Source organism: Halobacillus halophilus DSM 2266, from assembly GCF_000284515.1.
Classification (GTDB): Bacteria; Bacillota; Bacilli; order Bacillales; family Halobacillaceae; genus Halobacillus; species Halobacillus halophilus.
In genome coordinates this window covers 1243480-1267672 of record NC_017668.1, presented here as the reverse complement: position 1 = coordinate 1267672, position 24193 = coordinate 1243480, and the positions used below count along the sequence as shown (strand labels likewise).

Here is a 24193-nt window from a genome sequence, read left to right as displayed (position 1 = left end):
TTTAATTGAAGAATCAGTTTCGAGATACCTTGGGCCCGTTACCTAAAATCGACGAGGGTGGCTACGGAAACAACTCGCTTTCCTACGGGGGAACTGGCAAGCATCCTCGGTCGCTTCACTCCCTGTGGGGTCTCGCCTAGCTCCTTCTCTCGTGGGAGTCTCGTCGTTTCCTTCGCCACCCTATGATGGAAGAGTGAACGGACCCTTCCATAGGCGATAAAACGGTGCTTGCCCCGCCTTAAATGCTTCTATGGCAGGAATTATCTACACATGCACGCTTATTGTTAGAAGTTTATCTCTATCATAAACCGGTGCGTTTCGAAGAGAGATTTCGAGCTCCATATATCGCAAGCTCCGGAGGGGGACGGTGAAGACTCCCTGTGAGATAAACATGAGGTCGCTGAAAAACTGAAAATTCATGAAAGGTAGACTCCAAAAAAAGCAACCTGGATGGATTTATTCCATCCAAGCCGCTTTTCTTTTGCTTTTATAAGTTCAACAAAACCCCTCTTTTTAGATGGATTTTCGTTGATTCCACGATGAGCGTTCGGTGGTGACGCCTGCGGGAACAGCGCGAGCCGAAGATCCACTTGGTCAAGTGATCTTCTTGACCAAGTTAGCTGAGGCCGTGCCCGCGGCAAGCATCCACCGACAAGCGAGTCGTGAGAAGCAACAACAAACTTCAAAAACTCCCCTGGGTAGAAAGTAGTTTTTCAGCGGCCTCATAAACATGATCGGTGAGACCCAGGAAGGCGCAAAGCCTGAGGAGGCTCAGCACATGGGAGGTTCGACTAAGACTGCCACGTCTTGTGGCAACGTCGAACGACCCTGCGTCGTGCAGGGCCGGAAAGCGAAATCGTCCCCGGAGGACCTTCCGCTCCTCCAATGTCTCGAAACTGAGTCTTCCAGTATCGGAAGCTTTACCTTAAAAGCATCACTGAGGTTAGCAAATCCTTAAAAAAGACGGAAAAATAGCAATTCTTATCTGGAGAATTTTGTGCATTGACGCACTAAATAATCGCTAATAGAATGTGGTCACGATTTTAGAGAAACATCTCTAACGTCAATCTATTTGGAAGGGAGGAGTACCTCATGCTTTATCGATCCATGGTTTACCTATTCGGAATGCTTGTCAACTTCTTCGGAGTCGCCCTGTTGATTAATGCTACACTTGGGGCAGGATTTTGGACATCCTTTTTTATTGGAGTTTCTGATCATCTTGGTTTCACGGTTGGATTCTGGTACGGTGCTTTTCAACTGCTGATTATTTTTATTAATGCGAAACTTATGAAGAATCTGCCCGAGGTAAGAGCCGTAGTACCAGTGTTTATGGAGAGTCTGATTCTTGACTTTTGGCTTGAGATTGTATTCGCAAATGTCGATCTATCGACAGCTCCATTTATTCTGCAAATCGCAGCCCTGTTCACCGGCGTAGCGATCATCGGGCTCGGAGTAGCTATCTATATTCTTCCTCAGTTTCCGCGTGCGCCGGTTGATCAATTGTTCTTAGCAGTCAGTGCGCGGTTTAACTTGAGCCTTCAAACAGGTCAAACCCTGGTTGCGGTAACCATGACGTCTCTTGCCCTGCTCATTGGAGGCCCAGTGGGACTTGGAACTCTTGCGCCAATGCTGTTTCTCGGCCCTGTGATCCAGTATTGTTATACTAGGGCCTATCCACTTTATTATAAAATTCATCCTGACGGTGAGCGAGTATACCAACAAGCTGTATAACGAGATAACATGTTAAAGCCGCATGGTTCAGAATAGAACCATGCGGCTTTTTTCATTGATCTTTAATTCGGACGGTGTGTGGTTATCTACGGCGTCTGCGGTTGGACTTTCTGGTGGTGACTTCCTTTTGAGGATCCTGCTTTTTAATCCAGCTCAAATATTTTTCCATATCGGGATGTTCACGCAGACGCTCAAGAGTATGATAAAAGTTCGCGAGTTCTTCATTGGTGAAAAGAGCATGAATTTGCCGGTGACAGGCACCGCACAGCCATACTGTCACGCCCATGGCTCCGCCGTGCTGTCTTGGAATTAGGTGGTGTTCCGTCGTTTTGACAGGCGTACGAAAACACAATTCACATGTACCTTCCATTTAATCGACCTCCACAAGTACCGACCCTTCAAACAAGTACAGACAACTCTTACGAACCGGCTCTTTCCAAATTTTTTCTAATGCACACCGGTACATCTCTATTTGGGTGCGGTAGCGGTCTTTCATGGTTTCTTCTACCGACTTCTTCTCAGGGTCAATTTGATCAGATTTGTAATCCAGGATCATCCAACCATCTTCATAAGGAATCATGGCGTCAATAACCCCCTGGATGAAAACCTGTTCATTTTCTGGTGACTCCCAATCAGGATACACTTCATGAGCCGGCAGCGTCAGACTGAACGGCACCTCGCGTTCCACATGTTCCGCTTCGAGTACAAATTGCCCCACAGAGGTTTCAAAGAAAGCCGCCACTGCTGCTGGATCGATAACGTCTGCTTCCTCTCGACGAAGCACGTCTTTAAGGACCAGATGTTCGACAAACTCTTCCACCTCTTCAGCACTGTGTTTATGGGACAACGGAATATGCTGCATGACGGTATGCATAGCGCTTCCTTTTTCAGCCGCAGACAATCTTTGATCCGCCTGCATAAACCTTGGCCGTTTCTGGATTGGAGCCTGATAAGGAACCAGCAGCTGGTCGCTTGAATACTCATCTTTTGTTTCGCGCTGCCTTTTAATTTCTGTAACGGTCTGTTTAGCCCGCGAGTAGGCTGCTTTATGATGAAGATAAACGAAGCTTAACCGCTTCTCGACCATATCTTTTCCTTGAGCATAGTCTTCTGCGGGCTGCCAATCTTCAATCGCTGTGCGCAGCTCCTCGTCCCTTTTCTCCTGAGATTCATCAAGGACAGCGAATTGACTGCCGTGCGCTATATTCACCTTCCACTCCGATGCATCTGCATAAATGTCTTCGGATGTGGTCACTTCAATGCTGCCGCGGAGCTCTTCGGCGTGCTGATGACGGATTAGTGCCGGTCCCACCCAGTCCAGGTAGGATTTAGCATCAAGCCGGTCGTGAGGGGGCAGTACCCATTCCGGTGAATCCAGGAACGTCTGCCACTTTTCCTGTTTTTTATCAAAAGAAGCAACATTTCCGACCATAACCAGCTTTTCCTTGGCCCGGGTCATCGCTACATACAAGACTCGCATTTCCTCTGCCAGCAGCTCTCTTCGCTTCGCCTGCTTTAAAGCGTGATAAGCAAGCGTCGGATACATCAGCCGCTTATGGGGGTTAATATATCTTGAACCAAAACCATAATCTTTATGAAGCAAGTACCGATCCTTCAAGTCCATCATATTGAACTGTTTATCCATCGCTCCTAATATGACGACGGGAAACTCCAGACCTTTACTTTTGTGAATGGTCATAATCCGGACCACGTCTTCCTGTTCGCCAAGAGCACGTGCCGCTCCCAGATCATCGCCCCGCTCTTCCATTCGTTCAATGAACCTCAGAAAACGGAACAATCCCCGGAAGGATGTGGACTCATAGGACCTCGCTCTGTCATAAAGAGCACGGAGGTTGGCCTGACGCTGGCGCCCGCCTGGCATGCCTCCCACGAAATCATAATAACCCGTTTCTCGGAAGATATCCCAGATCAGTTCCGATAAGGCTCCCTGTCTGGCCCGTTCCCTGAAGCTTTCAAGCAGATCAAAAAAGCTTTCTACCTTCCGTCCTAATTCATCATTTCCGGCATACTCTTTCATAGCTTCGTAATAGCTGACCCGCTTTCTGGCGAGTCTGAGCCTTGCGAGCTCGTCCTCATTTAGTCCGACAATCGGGGACTTCAGGACAGAGGCAAGCGGTATGTCCTGCATCGGATTATCAATGACTTTTAACAGGCTCAGCATGATCTTAATTTCAATCGCTTCAAAATAGCCGGTCGAAAGTTCCGCATAAACCGGAATGCCCTGCTGTTTCAATTCATCAACAATCATCGGCGCCCAGGTCATCGACCGCATTAACAGGACAATATCCCGGTACTGAATCGGACGCTTCGCTCCCGTTTCCTTATCCATCACTTCAAGCGGAGGTTCGTCGTCATGACCGAGCCATTTTCGAATCATCTGTCCATAAGCTCTCGCTTCTAACTGGGCTTTCTCCAGATCTTTATATTCTTCGTTCTCTTCCTGTTCATCATCTTTGGATTCCCGGTCGATCACAAAGAGTTCAGCTTCTGGACTTGAAGGCGCCCATTCATCATACGTTTGATTACTGTAGATAAGCTCGGCTTCTTTCTCATATTCCATTTCCCCGACTTCTTCATCCAGCACCTGACGGAAAATGTAGTTGGTCGCATCCAGCACCTGCTTCCGGCTTCTGAAATTGCGCGCTAAGTCAATCCGCTCCCCATAGTTTTCTTGATAGCCGTAAGCCTTATATTTTTGGAGAAACAAGGAAGGTTCAGCATGACGGAAACGATAAATACTCTGTTTCACATCCCCAACCATAAACAGGTTCCCGGCTTCCGGAGCATCGGTCAATAAACGAAGCAGTGTCTCCTGTACCAGGTTCGTATCCTGATATTCATCAATTAGTACTTCACTGAATTGCTGATGAAATCCGGCAGCTACAGAGGAAGCGACCGGCTGTTCCGGCGTCGAGGATTCATCGAGCAGAATTTGCAAACAGTAGTGCTCTAAGTCGGAAAAGTCCACAATTGCTTTTTCTTTTTTTAACTGCTCATAGCGCTGCTTGAAATCTTTCACCACTACAGCCAGTTGTTCCATGACCGGATAAAGTTCCTGCATATCCTGTAAATAACTGTTTAAAGACCTTGAAAACCACTCATCCCGCATTTCATTCCAGCGCTTCTTATAGCGGTCACGGATTTTTTTGGCCTGCTCTTTCTTCTCTTCATTGCATTCCATCTTTTTCTTAGAAAGGGTGGCGAAGGACTGTTCACTAATATACGATTGCAATTCTTCCCATGAGTGGGCCATCGCCCCTTTAGCCTGTTGAATCATCTCAAGGTCGGAGTCAGCGGTTTCCCCGTACGTATAAGGACCATCCGGTTCTTTGGTAAGATCCAAAAATTTATGAGCTTCCGCTTCCATCGCTTTTAAGTGACTGCTGACTTCATCTTTCAATAGGTGAAGCCATGGAAGCTGTTTTTCTCCATCCACTTCCTGTACGTTGTACATCTGCACCATCTGATCCAGCCATACTTCCGGCCATGGATTCTGCGTAGCAAATGTGTACAGTTCAAGGATGACCTTTTCTACATCCAGGTCACTGCGATCACTGGAGAAACGGTCAACAATATCAAAGAATCTCTCCTGCTCTTCCCCTTCTTTTCCATACCAGTCCTCAAACAGATCCTCCAGCACTTCCTGCTGAATAAGATCGGCTTCTACCGTATCGGCAATTCGAAAGCCCGGATCAAGGTCAAGCCGGTAAGCATACCTGCGCACCACTTCCATACAAAAGGAGTGCAGCGTAGAAATCGAGGCATTCTGTAGCAGTGACAGCTGTTTCTTCAAATGATGGGAGCCTGGATTTGCTTCCAGCGCTTTACTTAACGCCTGTCCCACCCGATTTCTCATCTCCTGCGCTGCTGCATTCGTAAACGTAACGACCAGTAAAGAATCAATGTCCGCTGGATCCTCTTCATGAAGCAGTTTTTGAATGATCCTTTCAACAAGAACCGCCGTCTTCCCAGAGCCAGCGGCAGCAGCTACCAGAATATTCGAGCCATGCGTATAAATCGCCCGCTCCTGTTCTTCTGTCCAACTTACCAAGCAGATCCCTCCTCTCTATTCATCATTCGTTCCAATACATCTTCATCTTTCAGTTCTTTCAGCTTCCGGAAATTGTTCTCCTCAAGGGTAGGGTCAAATTGACAGACGGAACGGTACGGGCAGAAATTACAGGCGCTCTGCTGTTTCTGCTGGTAAGGATTCAAATCCACTTTTCCGTCCGTAATATTTGTGCCCGCACGGCTCATGAGCTCCCGGATGTAGTGACTCAGCTGCTGGAAACGTTCGGCATCAGCGGTTTTAGAGTTTTTATAAAAACCGCCTTTAGCTTTCAGACCTGCCGGAACAATCTGGCTGTGACCTTTCTCAAGGCCTGTATCCATCATTTGAATAATACGCTCGTTTTCAAGCAGCAGCCCCTGCATTTTGAACTTCTTGAAAATCTCTTCTTCGATCGCCGCATCCTGAAGCATCCGGCTGCCTGTAATCATCGGATTATGAACGTGGAAGTATAGAACCCCGGCCGGTGACGCTGCCGTTCCAAGCCAGTGCTCGGCATTGGTGAGGACCACGTCCAGATAAGCGAGCATCTGGAGGGACAGACCATAGTAAACGTCCATCAAACTCAAGCCCTTGGCACTTGATTTATAATCTATAATTCTCAAGTAAAGATCTTCTTCCGTTAAGGCTTTATCCACACGGTCAATCCGGCCGCGCAGCATCAGTTCATAACCATTAGGTAAATCAAGTGAGAGCGGCGGAAGTTTTGCATCATTCCCCGTTCCAAATCCTAATTCCAATCCCACAGGTGAAAAGTCACTGCTTCTCGCCTGCTCACTCAGGACAAACGCGGCACGTGCGATGACCTGCTGCAATTTCTTCTGGATATATTGATATCGATTGGAACTGTGCAGGATCTGATTTTGAAGGATCGGAGCCAGCTGCTCAGTCGCTTTGGCGGCATAGCTATTCGTTTCGTCTTTGTTCAGCTGGGCAAAATCCCGGCCTTCTCCTTGAATCCACTCTGTAATCTGCTTTAACGCCTCATGGAAAAGCTGACCGATATCTGGAGCATCCAGTTTATACGTACGGCGCTCTTCCAGGTTCAAGCTGTGTCTTGCAAAATATTGATAGGAACAGCTGTGATAGGTTTCAAGTCTCGATACACTCGTTTTCACTTGCTTATCAAACAGCTGCCCCGTTGTCTCTTCCCCGAGATCCACTGGCTGATTATTGTAAAACAGACTTTCCAGCACGCGGTGTGTTAATCCATTGGGATCTTCCCGTTCGATATACCAATTCAGCACACTCCACCATACAGGCTGCATGGCATATCCTTTTAAATACCTGGCCAGCTGTGAAGTAAGGGCTGATCTCGTTTTGACCGGTGTCGTAATAAAACGTTCCGCTTCATGAAGATCATCTGGATCCTGCAGCAGGATATGGTCTTTACAGGAAGGAAACAATTCTTCCAGTCTTTGAATAATCGATGCCGGAACTTTTGATTTGCCTTCTTCATTGCTTAAAGGGTAGCTGACCCACAAATGGTTTTTAGGCATGGTTAAGGCTAAATACACATAAAAGCGGTCATCTAGCAATTGCCTATTGCTGCCGTCTGCCAGCTGCAGTCCGTGCTCCGCCAATAGAGAACGCTCCTGTTCGGAGATCATCCCGTCACTAGGCGGTTTCATCGGCCACAGACCATCGGTGACCCCTAACAAAAACGAGGCCTTAATGCCCGTGATTCTGGACCGGTCCACACTTCCTACAATTACATGATCCATACTCGGAGGCACGTGAGCGAAATTAAGAGATTCGAGTCCACTGTCCATCGTATTTCGGAACACCTGGAGAGACATTTTTTCATCTCCTGCCATTTCCACCATTTCGTCAAGAAGCTGAAGGAACGCATCATAGACCTGCTCTTGTTCCCGGCCTCGCTCAATCTCACCACTAGCATCATAGCGGTTACGCCACTCTTCCAGCTGTCTGGGTACTTGCAGATGTTCAAGCCACTCGTAAATAACTACGGCTTTCTCTTCAATCGTATCTACCGCGCGAAGCCGTTCGTCGAATTCTTCCAGCGCTTCGCGTACCTGTTTCCGATACGCATTAATCCGCTGTTGTTTTTGCTTTTCCTCATCGGTCTGAGAAGCTTGCTCAAACCCTCTAAATCGCTGATAAATCCAATCCTGGTTTGAGAACCATTTAGTCCTCGAGCGGATGCCGTATTCCAGAACATAGTTCTCCAGCTCATCGATCGCATTCTCATTCAGCGGATGCATCCGATCCGTCGCCGGGATAAACCCAGTTTTCAACAGGCGGAAAAGCGCATCGTACCGAAAGTTCCCTTCTACCACGTCGAGTCCTGAGCGGATGAGCTCAATCATAGGGTGATTCAGCATCGTCCTTTTTTCATCAATAAACACCGGAATTCCGTAGTCATTAAATAAGGTTTCAATTAAGCTGTGATAAACCTCAGGTTCCCGCATAAGAATCGCCATATCCTTATAACGATAGCCCTCTTCACGTACCAGCCGTAAAATTTCCTGGGCCGCGCCTTCCACTTCGGCACGGGGATGAACAGCCTCCGCAATGTGAATCGGTGCCTGCCCTTCAAAAGCAGGAGCCGGGCGCTGATCAAAGTATTTCTCCAGATGCTGAAAGGCCGGCTGATCCTTCATGCGTCCTTTCGTATGATCGAGAATGACCACCTCATCTACCTGAGAGCCAGCTGTCCTTGTAATTTCCTTTAAATTCAAATACGTTTCTTTCGTTTCGTGGAAGAGATCAAGTTCCGGATTTGCATCCCCTTCCGGTCGTTCCGTCGTAAGGGTCACGTGAACCTTGTCCACCTTTTTCAATAATTCCTCCAGTACACCGCATTCCTGTGGCGTGAAACTGTGGAAGCCATCAATATAAACTTCAGCGCCTTCCAAGAAACCTGCTTCAGGAATTTTACTGGCGAGCAGCTGTAATTGATCTTCGCTGTCTATGTACTGCTCACGTAAAGCATCCACCAGGCGGTCGTAAATATAATTTAAATCATCAAGTTTATCTCTTAATCCTTCTTCATGAGTCGTCGTATGCTGAAAGCGGTCGAGCCCAGCCATTTGAGACTGAAGGTCTTCTGGAGTAATCCGATATCGCTTGAATTCTGTGATCATACCTTCCAGCTGTTCAATGAACCCCTGCTTTTCAATCGCCTTCTGAAATACTTTCCAGTCGGACGTACGCTCTTCCACAATTTTACGAAGCATCATCTGGACACCGGTAGACGTCAAAAACTTTTTCGTACCGCCCCCGGTCTCCTGTAGAACCCTCCAGGCAAGGCGTGAAAAGCTGAACACTTGCGCCCGGATCGAGCCTTCAATCCCCTCTCGTTTCAGCAGCGCGTATTCCTGCTGAAACGTCATTTGTTCTGGAACAATATAGATAATAGGAGGCCCTTTAGGGTCTTCTTTTAATCTGCCTTCAATTTCTTCTAAGCATCGTGTGCTTTTCCCTGCTCCTGAGCGGCCGAGCAATAAACGCATCCCCATAAAACACACTCCTTCCTTCCATTTCCTTTCCTTCTAGTTTATCATTTTTTTCGTAGTCTGCAGACGAATGTGATTTCTTTTCCAACTGCTCACGAACTCGTTATCTATAAATCTACATAAAAAAACCGCCCAACGGACGGCTGGAATTCTCTTCTAAAATTGTAGAGCCAATTGGGAAAATGGCCAGTAGCGTACATCCACTTTTCCTACCACCTTTTCGATGGGCACGAAACCAAAATAACGGCTGTCCAGACTGTCTCTGCGATTATCTCCTAAAACAAACAGGTGGCCTTCAGGAACCTGCATCTGACCGATAACACCTTCTAAGGTAAAGTCGCTTGTGAAAGCCTTACCGTCATGCGGTCTCAACGCTTCGAGATACGTCTCCTTCACGCGCTTTCCATTTACATAAAGCTCGTCCTCCCGCACAGCGATCTCATCTCCTCCTACACCGATCACCCGCTTCACATAATCTTCCTTTTCGTTTGCATGGAAAACGATCACGTCCTGTCTTCCAATGTCCTGTAAATCATAGACGACTTTATTGACCATCAATAAGTTTCCGTCATACAAAGTAGGCTCCATGGATTCGCCATCCACGATATAGCTTGCGAAAAAGAAAGAACGAAAAACGAAAGCTAGCAATAAAGCAAGCAATACAGTCCGGATAAGATTACGATATTTTTTCATAGTTTAATCCTCCAGGTCTTCTTTCTACCCCTATTTTACCCTTCCCGGATTAAACTTAATCACTTACGCGCCCCGTCCTCTCTGCTCTTCTCTGAATCCGCTTTTCTATATATTTCCCTGCCGTCCAGAATAATAGAATGCAGATTCCGACAATGACCGATTTCATCGGATTTTGAGCAAATGAAGCGATACTTGACCCCACATAAGCAATCGTAAAAATCATAACCGACTTCCCTAAAATCGCTGCCAGCATAAACTGCTGCCGGCTCACGTTCGATAGACCTGAGACGACATTAATAATGGATGAAGGTGAAAATGGAAAGCACATTAAAAGAAACAAAGGACCAAACCCATGCTCTTCCACCCAGGTCATGACTTTTTTCACCTGTTCATGACGGGTGATAAAGCGAAGGAACCGTTTTCTTCCAAGTCTTCGAATAATAAGAAAAACGCAGAGGGCGCCCGCTACGGAACCAATCCATGAATACAAAAACCCTTTAAACAAGCCATACACGACCGAGTTTGCCAGTACAAAAGCCACTAAGGGCAGGATCGGCAGAAAAGCTTCCAGCAAAGGAAGCAGAATTCCCGGCAGTGGCCCAAAACTTTCTAATTGCTCCAGCTGCTGGATCACATAATCAAAAAGCTGATCGTTTTCAGCCATTCTTTTGTAACGCTCTAGTGAGAAAGTAAATAAGTACATGGACGGTGCTGCTCCTTATTCACACCGAGAAAACCAGTGCTTCTTTTCTCCATTTTATATGAAACCTTCTCGTATGCCTACCAGAAATCTGTTTATTCCTAGCTCCCCCATCCATTTCCATTTATAACCTTTTCCGAAATTCACTTGCATAATATGTTCCTTCACGTGATATAATAAAAACAGAACAAACGTTCCCTTTTGGAGGAGAATAGTATGCGTTATTTAAAACAAAAAGAGCTGGATCTGGCTTCACGCTATTTATTTCTATCAATGGCGATTGCTGTCATCAAGCAGGATCGAAAGCACTTTGAATTAGGGAAATTCAAAATAAAAGAACCTTATTTAGAACTGTTGGGAAAGATGGAGTTGGAAGCACGCGAAGAACGGAGAAAGCTCCGCCAGAAAATGGATCATCATAAGCTGCAAGTCGTTGAAACCGGCAGAAATGATTCATTCACCTCATTTTTATTCTTAGCTCACGGCTACGAAGAGAAACGAAACTACTTTAACCCGGCCATCCGCAAGAAAGTAGAAGTGATTCTATCAGAACTTATGAAGAGGTCCCAAACCTCAAATCGTGAGAAGCATCCAGCGGGGGTTGAGAAGCGTGAAGACGATCCTCAAGAATAAATCTGAAATGAGCGGTGCGGTGAAGCTGGTTGGCAAACATCCCCACCGATACGGGAAGATTGAGGCTTGTCCCATTGGAAAATTGTATCGTTGTCGTATGATCGCTTTCACCCTTGTGGGTTTGGATGTATTTTAAAGCGATCCAGGAGCACTCTTTACGTTTAGGAGAAATAATTGGGAAGAAATATATACCCATCGCTTCAGATATCACAATAGGAGGTTTGTGGGTATAGCTGGTTACTTGCTTTGTGCCTAGAATACGGCCTTCCAGACTGCTTGCAAAATAACGGCAGGAATCATCGACCACCTGGCTTGGACATTTTAACACTTCAAAGCTTCCATGCTGCTCAACCACGTGTGTAATTACTTGCCCTTGCTGATCATACTTAGCAATCAGGGCCATCGTTTGAGGGTTCACCTCATATTCTTTTTTTTGAAGATACTCCATTCTAGTAATCATCCTTTCTATTAAGCCGGCGGTAGTTTTCCTGGACCCCGCCGCTTATCTTCTTAAATTTACCATAATACTGAGTATAAAGTCTAAACATTCTTAATAAATGTGGAATTATACCAATTCTGATATACTACGGTTATGCCTCCTCTTTTTGCCTGGCTTGTTGTTCTCTGTCTCCTTCTGCCTCCCTTTGACCGAAGTCCGGATTCAGCAATGTAAAAAAATCGAGTTCTGGCTGAAGATTTGGTTTATCTTTCAATTGACGTACCCCCATGTCATTTTTCAATCATTCTAAAGGAGGAATATACGTGTGGAACCGTAAAAAAAAGCAAAAACCTAAGCATAATGATCAACCTCTGGAAATCAGTGATCTCTCCATCGACGAAATCAGAAAAGCGGTTCATGCTTTCGCTGATCACAAACCTAATGAAGTTCCTCTTAGTGTCGTGATCAATCAGGATTTAACTCTTGATTACGAACTTCTTGCTCCCTATTTAAACGCTATTCCCAGAAAAAACTTTTACATGTCACGAAAAACGTATGAACTGTTTGAAGAGGAAGATTTACAACTAGCTAAAGATATTGATACTGTGCAGCAGGCTGTAGATGAATACATGAAACAAACTCAGGAAGTTCCCGTGATCGATAATGATCCTTATAAGAGGATAAATTATTATAAGCTCGAAAAGCTCGACCTGTTACCCGAAAGACCAAAAAGAGACTTTTATATGACAACGGAAGAATTTATGATTACGTACAAGAAAAAAAAGTAAGCGAATCTATACAGAAAAGCTTTCTTAAAAAAATACAAAAAAAGGACCAATGCTATTGGAAGCATTGGCCAAAGAGACGACTGGTTAACTTTTGAGTGAGGGATTAAATTTGAAAAAGTTTCTGTAAGGAAACTTCTTCACAGAATACACTCATCAGTAACAAAGTTACTGACCTATTTATGATCACCACATCATAAATAGTAAAATCAATAAGCATCATCGCTTATCTATTCTTATTGTAATATACAAATAATCAAGATTCACCGAAAAGATATTGCGGAAGACCGCAACCGATTGCGAAGTTACTAGGATATGACATCTTACATCCATTACTTTACAAATTGACCGCTTATATTTGGGCTATATAACTTCTTTTGCGCCTTTCCCATTCAAATAATCTCCATTTCCTTTCCAGCACTTAAACACAAAAACTCTTAAATTAATTTATTTTCTTTTTTTATTTTTGTACATGTAAAGGGATCATTGCGGGGTGCCGCATCAGCTGCTTGCACTCTTCCGAAACATATATTCAATAATATTGTAAGATAAGATCCACTTTGTACACGAAAGGAGCGAACCATGAGAATTCATTTCGTAGAATTAAAAGAACCAGCCTGCCATCTGGTTGATACATTTAACCGATGGGAAAACGACCCTGAACTGATTCCACTCACACGACCCAATCAAAACCAGTCTGAGTTGGAGAAACGGTCTCTTATGACCCTGGAAGACTTACAAGAAAACCTCGCTCATCACTATACTTACCTTATCTATGTGAATGAACAACTGGTCGGCTCGATGAATTACATGGTGGATCCAGAACACCTTTACAAAAAAGAACCCGGAACAGCCTGGATCGGGATTACGATCGGCGAACCGGAAGCGAGAGGTAAAGGAGCGGGGTACAAAGCAATCCGATTCTTGGAGAAGCAAATCAAGACGAAAGGACTTGACCGTATCGAGCTGGGAGTATTTGAATTTAACTTTCCTGCTCAGAAACTGTACAAGAACCTGGGATATAAAGAGATTGGCCGTATTCCTGATTTTACTTATTGGCAGGGGCAGATGTGGGAAGATATTCGCATGGAAAAATATATGGACGAGATTTAATTAAAAACCTCAAAAAAAGTGACCCGTAGGAATAAAAAAAGATTCCGGAGAACAATATGTTCCCGGAATCTTTTTAGAATGGAGGCATTTATAAATCAACTCTGCCAAACTCCCTGTTGATTATTAAAGATAAGCTCCCGTTTGTGTAAGACTTGATTTCGAGATATCTCGTAAGAGAGAGGTCCTGCGGGGAACGACTCGCTTTCCGGCCCTGCACGACGCAGGGTCGTTCGACGTTGCCACAGGACGTGGCGATCTTAGTCGAACTTCTTATATGTGCTGAGCCTCCTCAAGCTAAAGCTTTCCGGGGTCTCACCGATCATGTTTATCCCGCTCTTACCCTTTAGGAAGTTGCAAACGTCAATCATGTCCTAAACGACATGTAGTGCTCTCCAGATCCAGCACCTAGCGGCTAGTGAGACTTCCCTCACTTCTGTACGATAAGGCAACATCGAATCGCTCCGCTCTTCGTGTTTTCTTTATCTCCGCCAGCTCAAGGCTAGTTTCGGTGCCTAGCCTCTCGAGGTCTTAAGAACGAGCATGATAGGAAGAAGAGCCCTTCCTTTCATGCTCGTTCTTAAGCTTGTCGAGCCTGGACAAGGCACCTCCACATTTGGCCCTGCATGACGCAGGGTCGTTCGACGTTGCCACACGACGTGGCGATCTTAGTCGAACTTCCTATGTCCAGTCCATACGCCGCTGAGCAAGGTGCTTCCGCTTTTAACCTAGGAGTCTTCATCGTCCCCATCCGGACCTGGCCAAATCAGAAACTCGAAACCATTTAAGACATCGACGGGTTCATGAGAAAAAAGCATGTGATCATGAGGCTATTTTCAGGCTATACCGGTGTGGAATAGCCTCTCATAAAAGCATTTAGGACCGATTAAGAAGGTGAGCATCCTCTCTTATAAAAGAGTCCGTTATTCTTACTCGGCGGAGTTGGTGGGGAAATGGCGAGACTCCCATGGGAGAAGGAACTAGGGGAGATCCCGCAGGGAGTGAAACGAGTGAGGAAGCTCCCCGTTCCCCCATAGGAAAGCGAGTTATTTCCCCACCAGCCCTCTTCCATATATCGTAACGGACCCCATTTATCTCGAAAACAAGTCTTCCACAATCCGGCCCTATACTTTAACAAACCCTTATCTACTTATATAATCGCTGTACCATCTCAGTTTTAGAATTTAACTCATTAAGATTGAGCCAGTTTTTCGCGTAAATTCTTCCGAAGGATTTTACCGGTCGTGTTTTTAGGCAGTTCTTCCATGAACTCTATTCGGGAAGGAACTTTATATTTAGCTAAATGTTCCCGGCAGTACTCGTGCAATGCCTCTTCATTAATGGAAGGATTGCTGGATACTACAAAGCTGATGACGGTCTCCCCAAGCTCTGGGTCAGGGGCTCCGACCACAGCGACTTCCGTAATATCCGGATGATTATATAATACTTCCTCTACTTCTCTTGGATAAACATTGTAGCCGCCTACAAGAATCATATCCTTTTTGCGATCCACAATATAAAAATACCCTTCCTCATCCACCCTTGCCATATCTCCTGTGTAAAGCCAGCCTTCCCGTATAGTTACAGCCGTTTCTTCAGGTAACTTATAATAGCCTTTCATCACGTTCGGACCACGGACGATCAATTCGCCTACTTCTCCGACTGGAACCTCATCTCCCAGTTCATCCACCACTTTATTTTCTACGTTACGAATATTAGCCCCAATAGACCCAGCTTTTCGAGGGCGATCAAGAGGGTTAAAGGTCGTAACAGGAGAAGCCTCTGATAAACCATACCCTTCTGAGATTCGCACATTAAATTGGTTTTCAAACGACTCCAGCAGAGCAACTGGAAGAGAAGAACCGCCGGATATGCAGAGTCTCATATTGGAGAATGTGTGAACTTTATCCTTGCCGGTTTGCTGCAGGTAGTTATACATAGTTGGTACACCTGCAAAGACGGTAGCTTGATATTCCTCAGCTATGGTAAATACATTCTGCGGGGAGAATTTCGGCACAATTAAGACCGTCCCTCCGTTCATAATCGGAGCGTTTAAAGCGACCGTTAAGCAGAATACATGGAACATAGGTAAAGTAGCTATGACACGATCATCCGATGATATTTGCAAGTAATTAGCGACATCTACCGCATTGGAATACAGGTTTTTGTGCGTGAGCATCGCTCCTTTGGGTTTACCCGTTGTGCCGGAAGTGTAGAGAATAACGGCTGTATCTTCAGAATCCAGACTTGGAGGTTCGTAATCCAGTTTCCCTTCCGACAATACGTTTGTAAACGATTTCATTTTTTGGGATAACGGAGAGCTGTTCAAATCAATACCTGAACCTGTGTCTGCCGTAAAGTAATGATACACCTCTAACTGGTCATCCATTTTCTCAAATAGTTCAAGTAATACATCCATCGTGATGACAGCTTTCACATCTCCATTCTTCAGGATGTAGCTCATTTCATCGGCTGTATAAGTCGGATTGATGGGAATAACCGTAATCCCTGCGCGCAGTGCTCCGTACAAGCCGATCATAAACAACGGACTGTTTCCACTGACAAGGGCAATGTGGTCCTGCCTCCCGTAGCCTAATTCGGTTAATCTGGAAGCAAACTTCGTAACCGACGCATCAAATTCTTGATAACTCACCTTTTGTCCCTGAAATATGTAAGCATCTTTAGAAGGGTTACGCTGAGCTGTTACGGACAACTGTTCACTTAAATTCATGAATGACTCCCCTTTTTTTATTCTGAATGAATACTCATTCATATCATTGTTTTAAATTTTCATTCTAATTATAAAATACTGACAATTAATTAGCAAGTTTCGTCAAAGAAGTATAAAAAAGATCCCCCATCGCATGAGGAATCTTTTATCATCTTTATAAGTTAGTTTAATATACGATATCCAAAAACTGCTCTACACTGATTTTCCCTAAATACTGAGAAATATCAATATCTTCGAGAGCTTCTGCGATAGCCTGACGGTTGTATTGCGTGCCAATCAGCTTCTCTTCTACATCATTAATGTCCCCTACACCGAAGAAATCGCCATAAATTTTAGCATTTTTAATATAGCCTTTCGCTACATCCAAACGTACATCATAACTGCCGGCACCTTCAATGCGTTCGGTATGCTGAATGTTGAATTTAGGAGATTTGCCATAGTTCCAGTCCCAGTTGCGGTATCTCTCTTCCGCAAGCTTATAGATATTCTCCCAATCTTTCTCCGTTAATTTATATTGAGGTACATCTTTTACATCTTCAACGTCGAAAATATGGCGCAGAATAAGGTTTTTGAATTCCTGCATAGAGATTTTTTCTTCAAGAAACTCAGAAATATTCGCTACGCGGCTGCGAATAGATTTGATGCCCTTGGATTTAATCTTTTCAGTTTTTACATTAAGAGCAGATACCACATTTTCAATTTCCGAATCCAGCATCAGCGTTCCATGACTGAACATCCGGCCTTTGGTTGAAAATTGAGCATTTCCTGAAATTTTACGGCCGTCTTCAGCAACTACATCATTTCGGCCGGACAATTCCGCATTTACGCCGATCTGTTTCAGTGCGGTGGTTACTGGTTTTGTGAATTTAGCGAAATCGTGAAAGCTATCTCCATCATCCTTTGTAATAAAACTAAAATTTAAATTACCAAGGTCATGGTAAACGGCTCCTCCGCCAGATAAGCGGCGTACAACGTGAATACCGTTCTTCTCCACGTAATTGGTATTAATTTCTTCCACTGTGTTCTGGTTTTTCCCAATAATGATGGATGGCTCATTTACGTAAAAAAGCAGGTACGTTTCGTTAATATCGAGGTTTTTCAACGCGTATTCCTCGATCGCAAGGTTAATCGTAGGGTCATTGATTCCTTCGTGATCAATAAATAGCATCATTCTCATCCTTTCCACTAAAACTGTTCTAATTCTCTATTGTAATGGTTTCGACATGTTTAGACAATCTATTCTCCCCACGTTAAACCTTCCGAGGCTACTTGAATAGTTCCTTCAAAAACATCCTGCGCTTCCTGCAGCAGCCGTCCCTGTACACCAAAGTGAGGCAGATGGCTGAGCCATAGGGTACCAACTGAAGCCTCAGCTGCAATTGAAGCCGCTTCTGTACTTGTCATATGACCAGGTCCTTTTCCATCCATTCCTTTAAAGAAATTGGTATCCGTAATTAGAAGGTCGGCATTCTTAGCAAATTCTCCCCATTCAGTGAAGTAACTAGTATCGGCTGTATAAACCACTGTTTTATTTCCATCCGTAATGCTCATCCCATAGCAAGGAACCGGATGCTCTGTTTTTTGAAAATCAATTGTAAACGGTCCTACTTGTAAACTCTGTTCAGGATCATACTCTACTCCTTTGGTGTACTGGTGAGTTAGTGCTTTAAACGCTTCTTTATCTTCCTTATGCCCGTAGATAGGCAGCACCTCACTGGTGTCATTCAGAGAGTTTTGTACAAGATAAGCGTACTGTAAAGGACCAATATCGGCTATATGGTCGTGGTGATAATGCGACAGCACCACCGCATCAAGATCCGTAAGATTGGTAAACTGCTGCAGCCGGGATAGTACACCACTTCCGCAATCAACGAGCATTTTGAACCCGTCCTGTTCATATAAATATCCTGAAGTAGCGCTTCCTGCCTCAGGATAGGCTCCCCAATAACCAATTACTGTCACTTTCATCTTTACCACTCCTTGTATCTTTTTGCCTATTTTTTAATTGTTTTATAACAGACTGTTGATTTCTGCATATTGTTATAATACAATGACTTTACACTAAATTAATTGGAGGCGATGTAACATGATGAGCGTAATTGAATTCTTCCGTAATTTGCCCGAGAAACAATGCTCCAAGTGCGGTGATGTTATCCAGGAAAAAGCTGATTGCTACGGTAACGTTTGCGACGAATGCGACCACCCGGCTCACTAATTCTAGTATTCCACAAAAAAATGAATCTGGAACATGTAATTTGGAGCAGCTGTATAAAAGCTGCTTTTTTTTTGGAATTTTTTATTTTTCACTTTCCTGTTTTTCAGAACTGTTACATTACAGTTTTAACCCTTGAGACCAGCTTTCCTTCACGTCACTATCCAGTTACAGCGCTTCAGATTATAAGAAGAGCAATCTCTAATAAAAATTTAAGAATCCAAGTACTTACTAAACATTTACATAAATTAACATTTATAACAAAGAAGCACCGTCCCATAATAATAAAAGACAAATGCCTCAGCATGTCTATTCAGAGGGGGATTCAACTTTGCTGATAAATATCATATTAGGATTTATTCTCCCCTGGATTAGCGGAGTTTTTCTTTTTAAACGCGCCCGGGTGTTATTATATACCGTTGTTCCATTTACTGCTTTATTTTCGATGGCAGGTAATCAGTTAGGAGTGCAATTGGGCTTTTGGCTCTTAATTCCTGAAGGAAAAATTCATTTAATGAATACCATCTTTATCGATTTTGGTTACAATCCCATTGTTGCTGCATGGTTTATTTATTTTCTTTACTATAAACAAATTCGCCGCTGGATTATGTATCCTTTATTTATGGTGATCTTGAATGGCTTTGAAATTTATGCTTTATCCGTAGGTAAAATCATCTATGATCAGGGCTGGCACATCTTATACTCCGTGATCATCTATGGCATAGGCCTTATCGTTATCGATTGGTATTTCTCCCAAGTGATAAAAGCCGCGAAACCCTTAGCACGACTCTCCTAAAAAAGCTAATTCAACTAATGGAACAAAGAGTCGTTTCGATCCCTTTAATTAGGAGCTGCGGTTTTCCGGGGCCGGAGGACACAATTATAGCAGCGCACAGCACAATCCAACACCTGGGTTGCTGTGGCTGAGATTTGCTTTCCCGGTCACCATCTCCTCCTTAATATATCTTGTTAACTTAAAATCTACACGATGAATTTATCAAAAGAAAAAACCCACAGAATAGTGGGTTTAATGTATGATTAATTCTTCTTTCCTTGTCGATCCTCTGACTACAAGTTTGTGGTCAAATACATGGCTCTTCCCACGCACTGGGTCGGGATGAAGCAGCTGTTTCAGTAAGACTTCTACAGTTTTATCAGCTAACTTCTTCACAGGCTGCTCAATCGTTGTGATGGAAGGCACCATAAGAAGGGAAAGCATCTGATTGTCAAAGCCGACCACCGAGAGGTCTTCGGGAATCTTCCAATCAGAATGGGCAGCTTCATAGATAATCCCGGCCGCCACTTCATCGGAACCGGTAAATACTCCGTCAATATGAGGCATTTCTTTTTTAATATAGGTGAACAAATGTCTCCCGTCTCCTACATCCATCGGCCCCTGGATCACTTGATCCTCCGATGATGAAAGACCGTGGTCCAGCAAGGCTTGTTCAAATCCCCGTTTCCGCTCTAAGGTTAAATGCCCTTCCTGCCCCCCATGAACAAAAGCTAAATGCTTACATCCCTGTTCAATTAAATGCTGCACCGCTTCATAAGCCGCCCGCCGGTGGTCCATATGAATCATCGGTACAGGGTTATTTTCCATATATTCATTACATAACACAATGGGGCCATTTTCCAGGTAAGGGTGGATCAGTTCCCAATCATTTACTAAAGAAGTCATAATAATGCCATCGACTTGCTTCGTTTTTAATAACTGCAGGTAATCGAGTTCTTTCTTCTTTGAATCATGGGTTTGACACACAATCACTTGGTAACCTGCTTTGGAAGCTTTCTGCTCCATGGACTCTATTAAATTTCCGAAAAAAGGATTCGTTATACGTGGCAGCAATACAGCAATGGTTTCGGTGCGCTGGCTGCGCAGGCGCCGTGCAGAAGAATTAGGAACATACCCCAGTTCGTCCATTGCATGAAGGATGCGCTGTTTTTTCTCATCTGTTACATAGGGCTGGTCATTAATGACTCTGGATACCGTCGTTCTGGATAAGCCAGCCAGCTTTGCTACATCTTCTATCGTAGCCATTTGATCTCCCCCTGATGATGTTTACGCTAACTTGAAAACGTTTCCAATTTAAATCATACTAATCCTTCCGTTTTCTTGCAAGCCCTTTCATAATTTAAGAGAAAAAAACTGCCGCCCGGGGGCAGCAGTTTTAAATACGATTATCCTTTATAGAGCTAAGCACTTTTTCTACCGCCGCTTCCCCTTGATCGATACAATCAGGAAGACCAATTCCACGGTACGAACCACCCGCTAAACAGACACCAGGCAAATGCTGATCCAATTGTTCAGTGATTTCTGCTAAACGGTCTTTGTGGCCAACTTGATATTGAGGCATAGCATCATACCAGCGGGTCACAATGGAAAAGTCGGGCTTATCCGTAATATTCATCGTTTTATTTAAATCGTTCAAGGCAATCTCAACGATGTCCTCATCCGGCAGGTTCACCACGTCCTGGTCATCTGGTTTCCCTACGTAGCAACGAAGCATGACTTTCCCGGCCGGGGTCGAGTGAGGCCATTTTTTATGCGTCCACGTGCAAGCCGTAATTCTGAAGCTGCTGTTCCGTGATACTACAAAGCCTGTACCGTCGATATCTTTTTTGATTGCTGACTCGTCAAAAGCCATCGCAACATTGGCTACAGAAGTCGCATTTACTTCTTTAAAAGGATCCATAAAATCAAATTGAGAAAGCATACGCTGTGCCTGAAAGTGAGGAACAGCCAGTATGACAGCATCCGCTTCTTCTACAGTTCCATCACTTAACAGTACATGATAGCCTTGAGGCTTTCTCTCGATATGATCGACTTTTGTATTCTTTCTAACAGAGCCGGGGTCAAGTTTATCTTCCACAGCATCTACCAGGGATTCAAGGCCATGTTCGAGTGTACGGAACATGCTTGGTTTCTTTTCCCCTTTTTTGGGTTTACTGATGGAACGCGTTTTGCGTAACCCTTTAATTAAGCTTCCATATTCCTGCTCTAAACGGTAAAAATCAGGGAAGGTTGCTTCAAGACTCAGCTTATCAATGTCTCCTGCATAAATGCCGGAAAGAAGGGGTTCAATTAAATTCTCCACCACTTGACTGCCAAGTCGCCTGCGGAAAAAGAGACCTAATCCCTGATCGCCTTCCACCTGTTTCTTAGGCTTTATTAAATCTAAGGACGCTCTTAATTTTCCCGCAGGGGTAAAAAGACCGGAAAATAAGAAGGGCCGAATACGGGTCGGGATTCCCATAAAAGAACCACTTGGCATTTTATGAAGTTTACCATTGACCAGAATGTAAGACTGCCCCGTGCCATTTGGCACAAGCTGATCGCCAAGACCGACTTCTTCAGCCAGTCTTGCAGCACTTTCTTTACGGGCAAGAAAAGAATCAGGTCCTCGTTCAATCGTAAAACCATCTCTCTTTTCTGTTTTAATTTTTCCTCCTAATTGATCACTTGCTTCGATCAATTGAACATCAAGAGGTAAGTTTTTCTGCTTTTGTTCTTTTTGCAGATAATAAGCCGCTGTTAAACCTGAAATGCCTCCGCCAACAACAAGTACTCGTTTTTGCTCTGTCATCTTTATCGCTGCTCTTCAGCTTTTTCAAGTACGACACCAGCAAGCGTATGAATAAACTTATCGTTAGTGTTAGGCATTTCTGGACGGTAGTAATCCGCTCCTACCTCATCACAAACTACCTTACACTCGTAATCATTATCATAAAGAACTTCCAGGTGATCGGATACAAAGCCTACGGGAGCATAAATAAAGGACGTGTACCCTTTATCATGATACAGATCTCTGGTCAGATCCTGCACATCCGGTCCAATCCAAGGATCCGGTGTATTACCTTCACTTTGCCAGCCGATTTCGTACTGAGTAATTCCAGTCGCTTCACTAATCATCTCAGCGGTTTTTTTCAGTTGATCCGGATAAGGATCACCGCCTTCTAGAATTTTCATTGGAAGACTATGCGCCGATACGATCAGGCACGTATTTTTCTTCTCTTCTTCTGCAATTTTCGAATATTCTGCGAGGATTTTTTCTTTCCAGAAGTCGATGAAGCCTGGAGCATCATACCAGCTTTCCACGGAACGGATGGTGATGCCGTGCTTCTCAGCTTCCTCTTGAGCTCGTCCATTATAAGACTTCACACTAAAGGTGGAATAATGAGGAGCAAGTACAATGGACACAGCTTCTTCAATTCCGTCTTCTTTCATCTGTTGAACTGCATCTTCTACAAAAGGTTCAATGTGTTTTAGCCCGATGTATAGTTTGAATTCAATTTCATCCTGATTTTCATTCAAGTCATTTTGAAGAGCTTCCGCCTGGCTGTCTGTAATTCTTGCTAAAGGAGAAATGCCTCCAATGGCGTCATAACGGTCTCTAAGATCCTGAAGCATTTCATCCGTCGGCTTGCGTCCGCGCCGGATGTGTGTGTAATAGCGCTCCAAATCTTCTTCTTTGTATGGCGTACCATAAGCCATTACTAGCAGTCCCATTTGTTTTTTACCCATGATCGTCACCTCTTACTTAGATTTTGAATACTCATGTACCAGATTGGTCAATCGTTTCAATGTTTCCGGTTTGATATCAGGTGTGACGCCGTGTCCGAGATTAAATATGTGAGCCGGATGCTCGCGCCCTTCATCTATAATACGCTTCGTCCGCTCTTCAATCACGTCCCAATCGGCCAGCAATAGAGATGGATCCAGATTTCCCTGTAATGGTTTCGTAATGCCATTACTTCTTGCTTCGGTAATGGACATTCTCCAATCAAGTCCCATCACATCTACTGGAAGGTCATTCCACTCAAGAGCCAGATGGCGGGCACCTACACCGAATAAGATAAGCGGTACACCCTCGGAACGTAATTCGCTGAAGATTCTTTCCATAACTGGTTTAATATACGTTCGGTAGTCCTCTACATTTAAAGCACCGACCCATGAATCAAAGATCTGAATAGCTTTTGCCCCTGCTTTCACTTGAGCACGGACATAGGTGATCACCATATCAGCCAGTTTGTCCATTAAAGCAAACCAAGTCATGGGTTCGCTGTACATTAAGGATTTGGTCTTATTATAGTTCTTGGAAGGACCACCTTCCACCATATAACTCGCCAGTGTAAACGGTGCACCGCTGAAGCCAATTAAAGGAACCGTCAGCTGCTCTTGTGTGAGAAGTCTGATCGTATCCAGAACGTAAGGAACATCGGATTCAGGATCGATGGTTCCCAGATTTTCCACATCGGCTTTGGAGCGGATTGGATTGTGAATCACCGGCCCGATGCCTTTCTTAATCTCCACGTCCACGCCCAGTGCAGGAAGGGGGGACATAATATCTTTATAAAGAATGGCGGCATCGACTCCGTACTGTTCCACGGGAAGGCGGGTTACATAAGCGCAAAGTTCCGGCTCGTGTGTAATTTCAAACAACGAATATTTCTCTTTTAATTTACGATATTCAGGCTGGGATCTGCCCGCCTGACGCATAAACCAAACCGGTGTATGCTCCGTCTTTTCTCCCTGAAAAGCTCTTAAGATCGTATCGTTTTCAATTTTATTCATAATCACCTAGCTCCT

20 protein-coding genes are annotated in these 24193 nt (G+C 44.4%); 6 read left to right on the top strand and 14 right to left on the bottom strand.

Features of this window, described 5'->3' with window-relative positions; genetic code table 11:
• Positions 1-1092: 1092 nt before the first annotated feature.
• A complete protein-coding gene (locus HBHAL_RS06245; protein WP_014642503.1) occupies positions 1093-1731 on the top strand; it encodes a YczE/YyaS/YitT family protein in 639 nt (212 codons plus the stop codon).
• Positions 1732-1813: 82 nt separating this feature from the next.
• Here HBHAL_RS06245 and HBHAL_RS06240 read toward each other — a convergent pair whose 3' ends face one another.
• The 5 genes from HBHAL_RS06240 to HBHAL_RS06220 all read right to left on the bottom strand — a co-directional run bounded on the left by HBHAL_RS06240 (position 1814) and on the right by HBHAL_RS06220 (position 10696).
• Positions 1814-2101: an HNH endonuclease signature motif containing protein gene (locus HBHAL_RS06240; RefSeq protein ID WP_014642502.1), complete on the bottom strand. Its 288-nt coding sequence runs from the start codon at positions 2099-2101 to the stop codon at positions 1814-1816.
• Positions 2102-5803 carry a helicase-exonuclease AddAB subunit AddA gene (addA, locus tag HBHAL_RS06235; protein ID WP_014642501.1) on the bottom strand — a complete coding sequence of 1234 codons (3702 nt, stop codon included), beginning with the start codon at positions 5801-5803 and terminating at the stop codon, positions 2102-2104.
• Positions 5797-9303 (bottom strand): helicase-exonuclease AddAB subunit AddB, encoded by a 3507-nt coding sequence (gene addB, locus HBHAL_RS06230; protein WP_014642500.1) that lies wholly within the window; start codon positions 9301-9303, stop codon positions 5797-5799. Before addB ends, addA begins: the two co-directional genes overlap by 7 nt.
• A 153-nt stretch (positions 9304-9456) precedes the next feature.
• The gene (gene lepB, locus HBHAL_RS06225) at positions 9457-9993 is read right to left on the bottom strand and encodes a signal peptidase I (protein ID WP_014642499.1); all 537 of its coding nucleotides are present in this window, start codon (positions 9991-9993) and stop codon (positions 9457-9459) included.
• A 55-nt stretch (positions 9994-10048) separates the two neighbouring features.
• Entirely contained in the window at positions 10049-10696 is a 648-nt protein-coding gene (locus HBHAL_RS06220) for a TVP38/TMEM64 family protein (protein WP_014642498.1), read from the bottom strand.
• A 213-nt stretch (positions 10697-10909) separates the two neighbouring features.
• Here HBHAL_RS06220 and HBHAL_RS06215 point away from each other — a divergent pair, with 213 nt between their 5' ends.
• A complete protein-coding gene (locus HBHAL_RS06215; protein ID WP_014642497.1) occupies positions 10910-11326 on the top strand; it encodes a hypothetical protein in 417 nt (138 codons plus the stop codon).
• Here HBHAL_RS06215 and HBHAL_RS06210 read toward each other — a convergent pair.
• Together HBHAL_RS06210 and HBHAL_RS21935 are read right to left on the bottom strand one after the other, a co-directional pair.
• Positions 11247-11774, bottom strand: a complete 528-nt coding sequence (locus tag HBHAL_RS06210) for a competence protein ComK (protein ID WP_014642496.1) — start codon at positions 11772-11774, stop codon at positions 11247-11249. The genes HBHAL_RS06215 and HBHAL_RS06210 overlap by 80 nt on opposite strands.
• A 142-nt stretch (positions 11775-11916) precedes the next feature.
• A complete protein-coding gene (locus tag HBHAL_RS21935) occupies positions 11917-12039 on the bottom strand; it encodes a hypothetical protein (RefSeq protein ID WP_014642495.1) in 123 nt (40 codons plus the stop codon).
• A gap of 49 nt (positions 12040-12088) precedes the next feature.
• On the opposite strand from HBHAL_RS21935, the gene HBHAL_RS06205 reads away from it, so the two are divergent.
• The gene (locus HBHAL_RS06205) at positions 12089-12553 is read left to right on the top strand and encodes a DUF3939 domain-containing protein (protein ID WP_014642494.1); all 465 of its coding nucleotides are present in this window, start codon (positions 12089-12091) and stop codon (positions 12551-12553) included.
• A 579-nt stretch (positions 12554-13132) separates the two neighbouring features.
• Entirely contained in the window at positions 13133-13663 is a 531-nt protein-coding gene (locus HBHAL_RS06200) for a GNAT family N-acetyltransferase (RefSeq protein WP_014642493.1), read from the top strand.
• A gap of 1189 nt (positions 13664-14852) precedes the next feature.
• On the opposite strand, the gene HBHAL_RS06195 is transcribed toward HBHAL_RS06200, so the two are convergent.
• The 3 genes from HBHAL_RS06195 to HBHAL_RS06185 all read right to left on the bottom strand — a co-directional run bounded on the left by HBHAL_RS06195 (position 14853) and on the right by HBHAL_RS06185 (position 18359).
• Positions 14853-16391, bottom strand: coding sequence for a fatty acid--CoA ligase family protein (locus HBHAL_RS06195; protein ID WP_014642492.1), 1539 nt, complete (start codon positions 16389-16391; stop codon positions 14853-14855).
• Positions 16392-16557: 166 nt separating this feature from the next.
• The gene (locus tag HBHAL_RS06190) at positions 16558-17559 is read right to left on the bottom strand and encodes a lipoate--protein ligase (RefSeq protein WP_041601225.1); all 1002 of its coding nucleotides are present in this window, start codon (positions 17557-17559) and stop codon (positions 16558-16560) included.
• 68 nt (positions 17560-17627) lie between these two features.
• The gene (locus HBHAL_RS06185) at positions 17628-18359 is read right to left on the bottom strand and encodes an MBL fold metallo-hydrolase (protein WP_014642490.1); all 732 of its coding nucleotides are present in this window, start codon (positions 18357-18359) and stop codon (positions 17628-17630) included.
• Positions 18360-18477: 118 nt separating this feature from the next.
• Here HBHAL_RS06185 and yhfH point away from each other — a divergent pair, with 118 nt between their 5' ends.
• Both yhfH and HBHAL_RS06180 read left to right on the top strand, forming a co-directional pair.
• Positions 18478-18606, top strand: a complete 129-nt coding sequence (gene yhfH / locus HBHAL_RS20755; protein ID WP_087946050.1) for a protein YhfH — start codon at positions 18478-18480, stop codon at positions 18604-18606.
• A 328-nt stretch (positions 18607-18934) separates the two neighbouring features.
• Positions 18935-19399 (top strand): hypothetical protein, encoded by a 465-nt coding sequence (locus tag HBHAL_RS06180; RefSeq protein ID WP_014642488.1) that lies wholly within the window; start codon positions 18935-18937, stop codon positions 19397-19399.
• 231 nt (positions 19400-19630) lie between these two features.
• Here HBHAL_RS06180 and HBHAL_RS06175 read toward each other — a convergent pair whose 3' ends face one another.
• The 4 genes from HBHAL_RS06175 to hemE form a co-directional block, all read right to left on the bottom strand.
• On the bottom strand, positions 19631-20644 hold the full coding sequence (locus tag HBHAL_RS06175; RefSeq protein WP_014642487.1) for a LacI family DNA-binding transcriptional regulator: 1014 nt from the start codon (positions 20642-20644) through the stop codon (positions 19631-19633).
• Positions 20645-20774: 130 nt separating this feature from the next.
• Positions 20775-22190 carry a protoporphyrinogen oxidase gene (hemY, locus tag HBHAL_RS06170; RefSeq protein ID WP_014642486.1) on the bottom strand — a complete coding sequence of 472 codons (1416 nt, stop codon included), beginning with the start codon at positions 22188-22190 and terminating at the stop codon, positions 20775-20777.
• A gap of 2 nt (positions 22191-22192) precedes the next feature.
• On the bottom strand, positions 22193-23128 hold the full coding sequence (gene hemH / locus HBHAL_RS06165) for a ferrochelatase (RefSeq protein ID WP_014642485.1): 936 nt from the start codon (positions 23126-23128) through the stop codon (positions 22193-22195).
• Positions 23129-23140: 12 nt separating this feature from the next.
• Positions 23141-24178 (bottom strand): uroporphyrinogen decarboxylase, encoded by a 1038-nt coding sequence (hemE, locus tag HBHAL_RS06160; RefSeq protein WP_014642484.1) that lies wholly within the window; start codon positions 24176-24178, stop codon positions 23141-23143.
• Between the last annotated feature and the right edge of the window lie 15 nt (positions 24179-24193).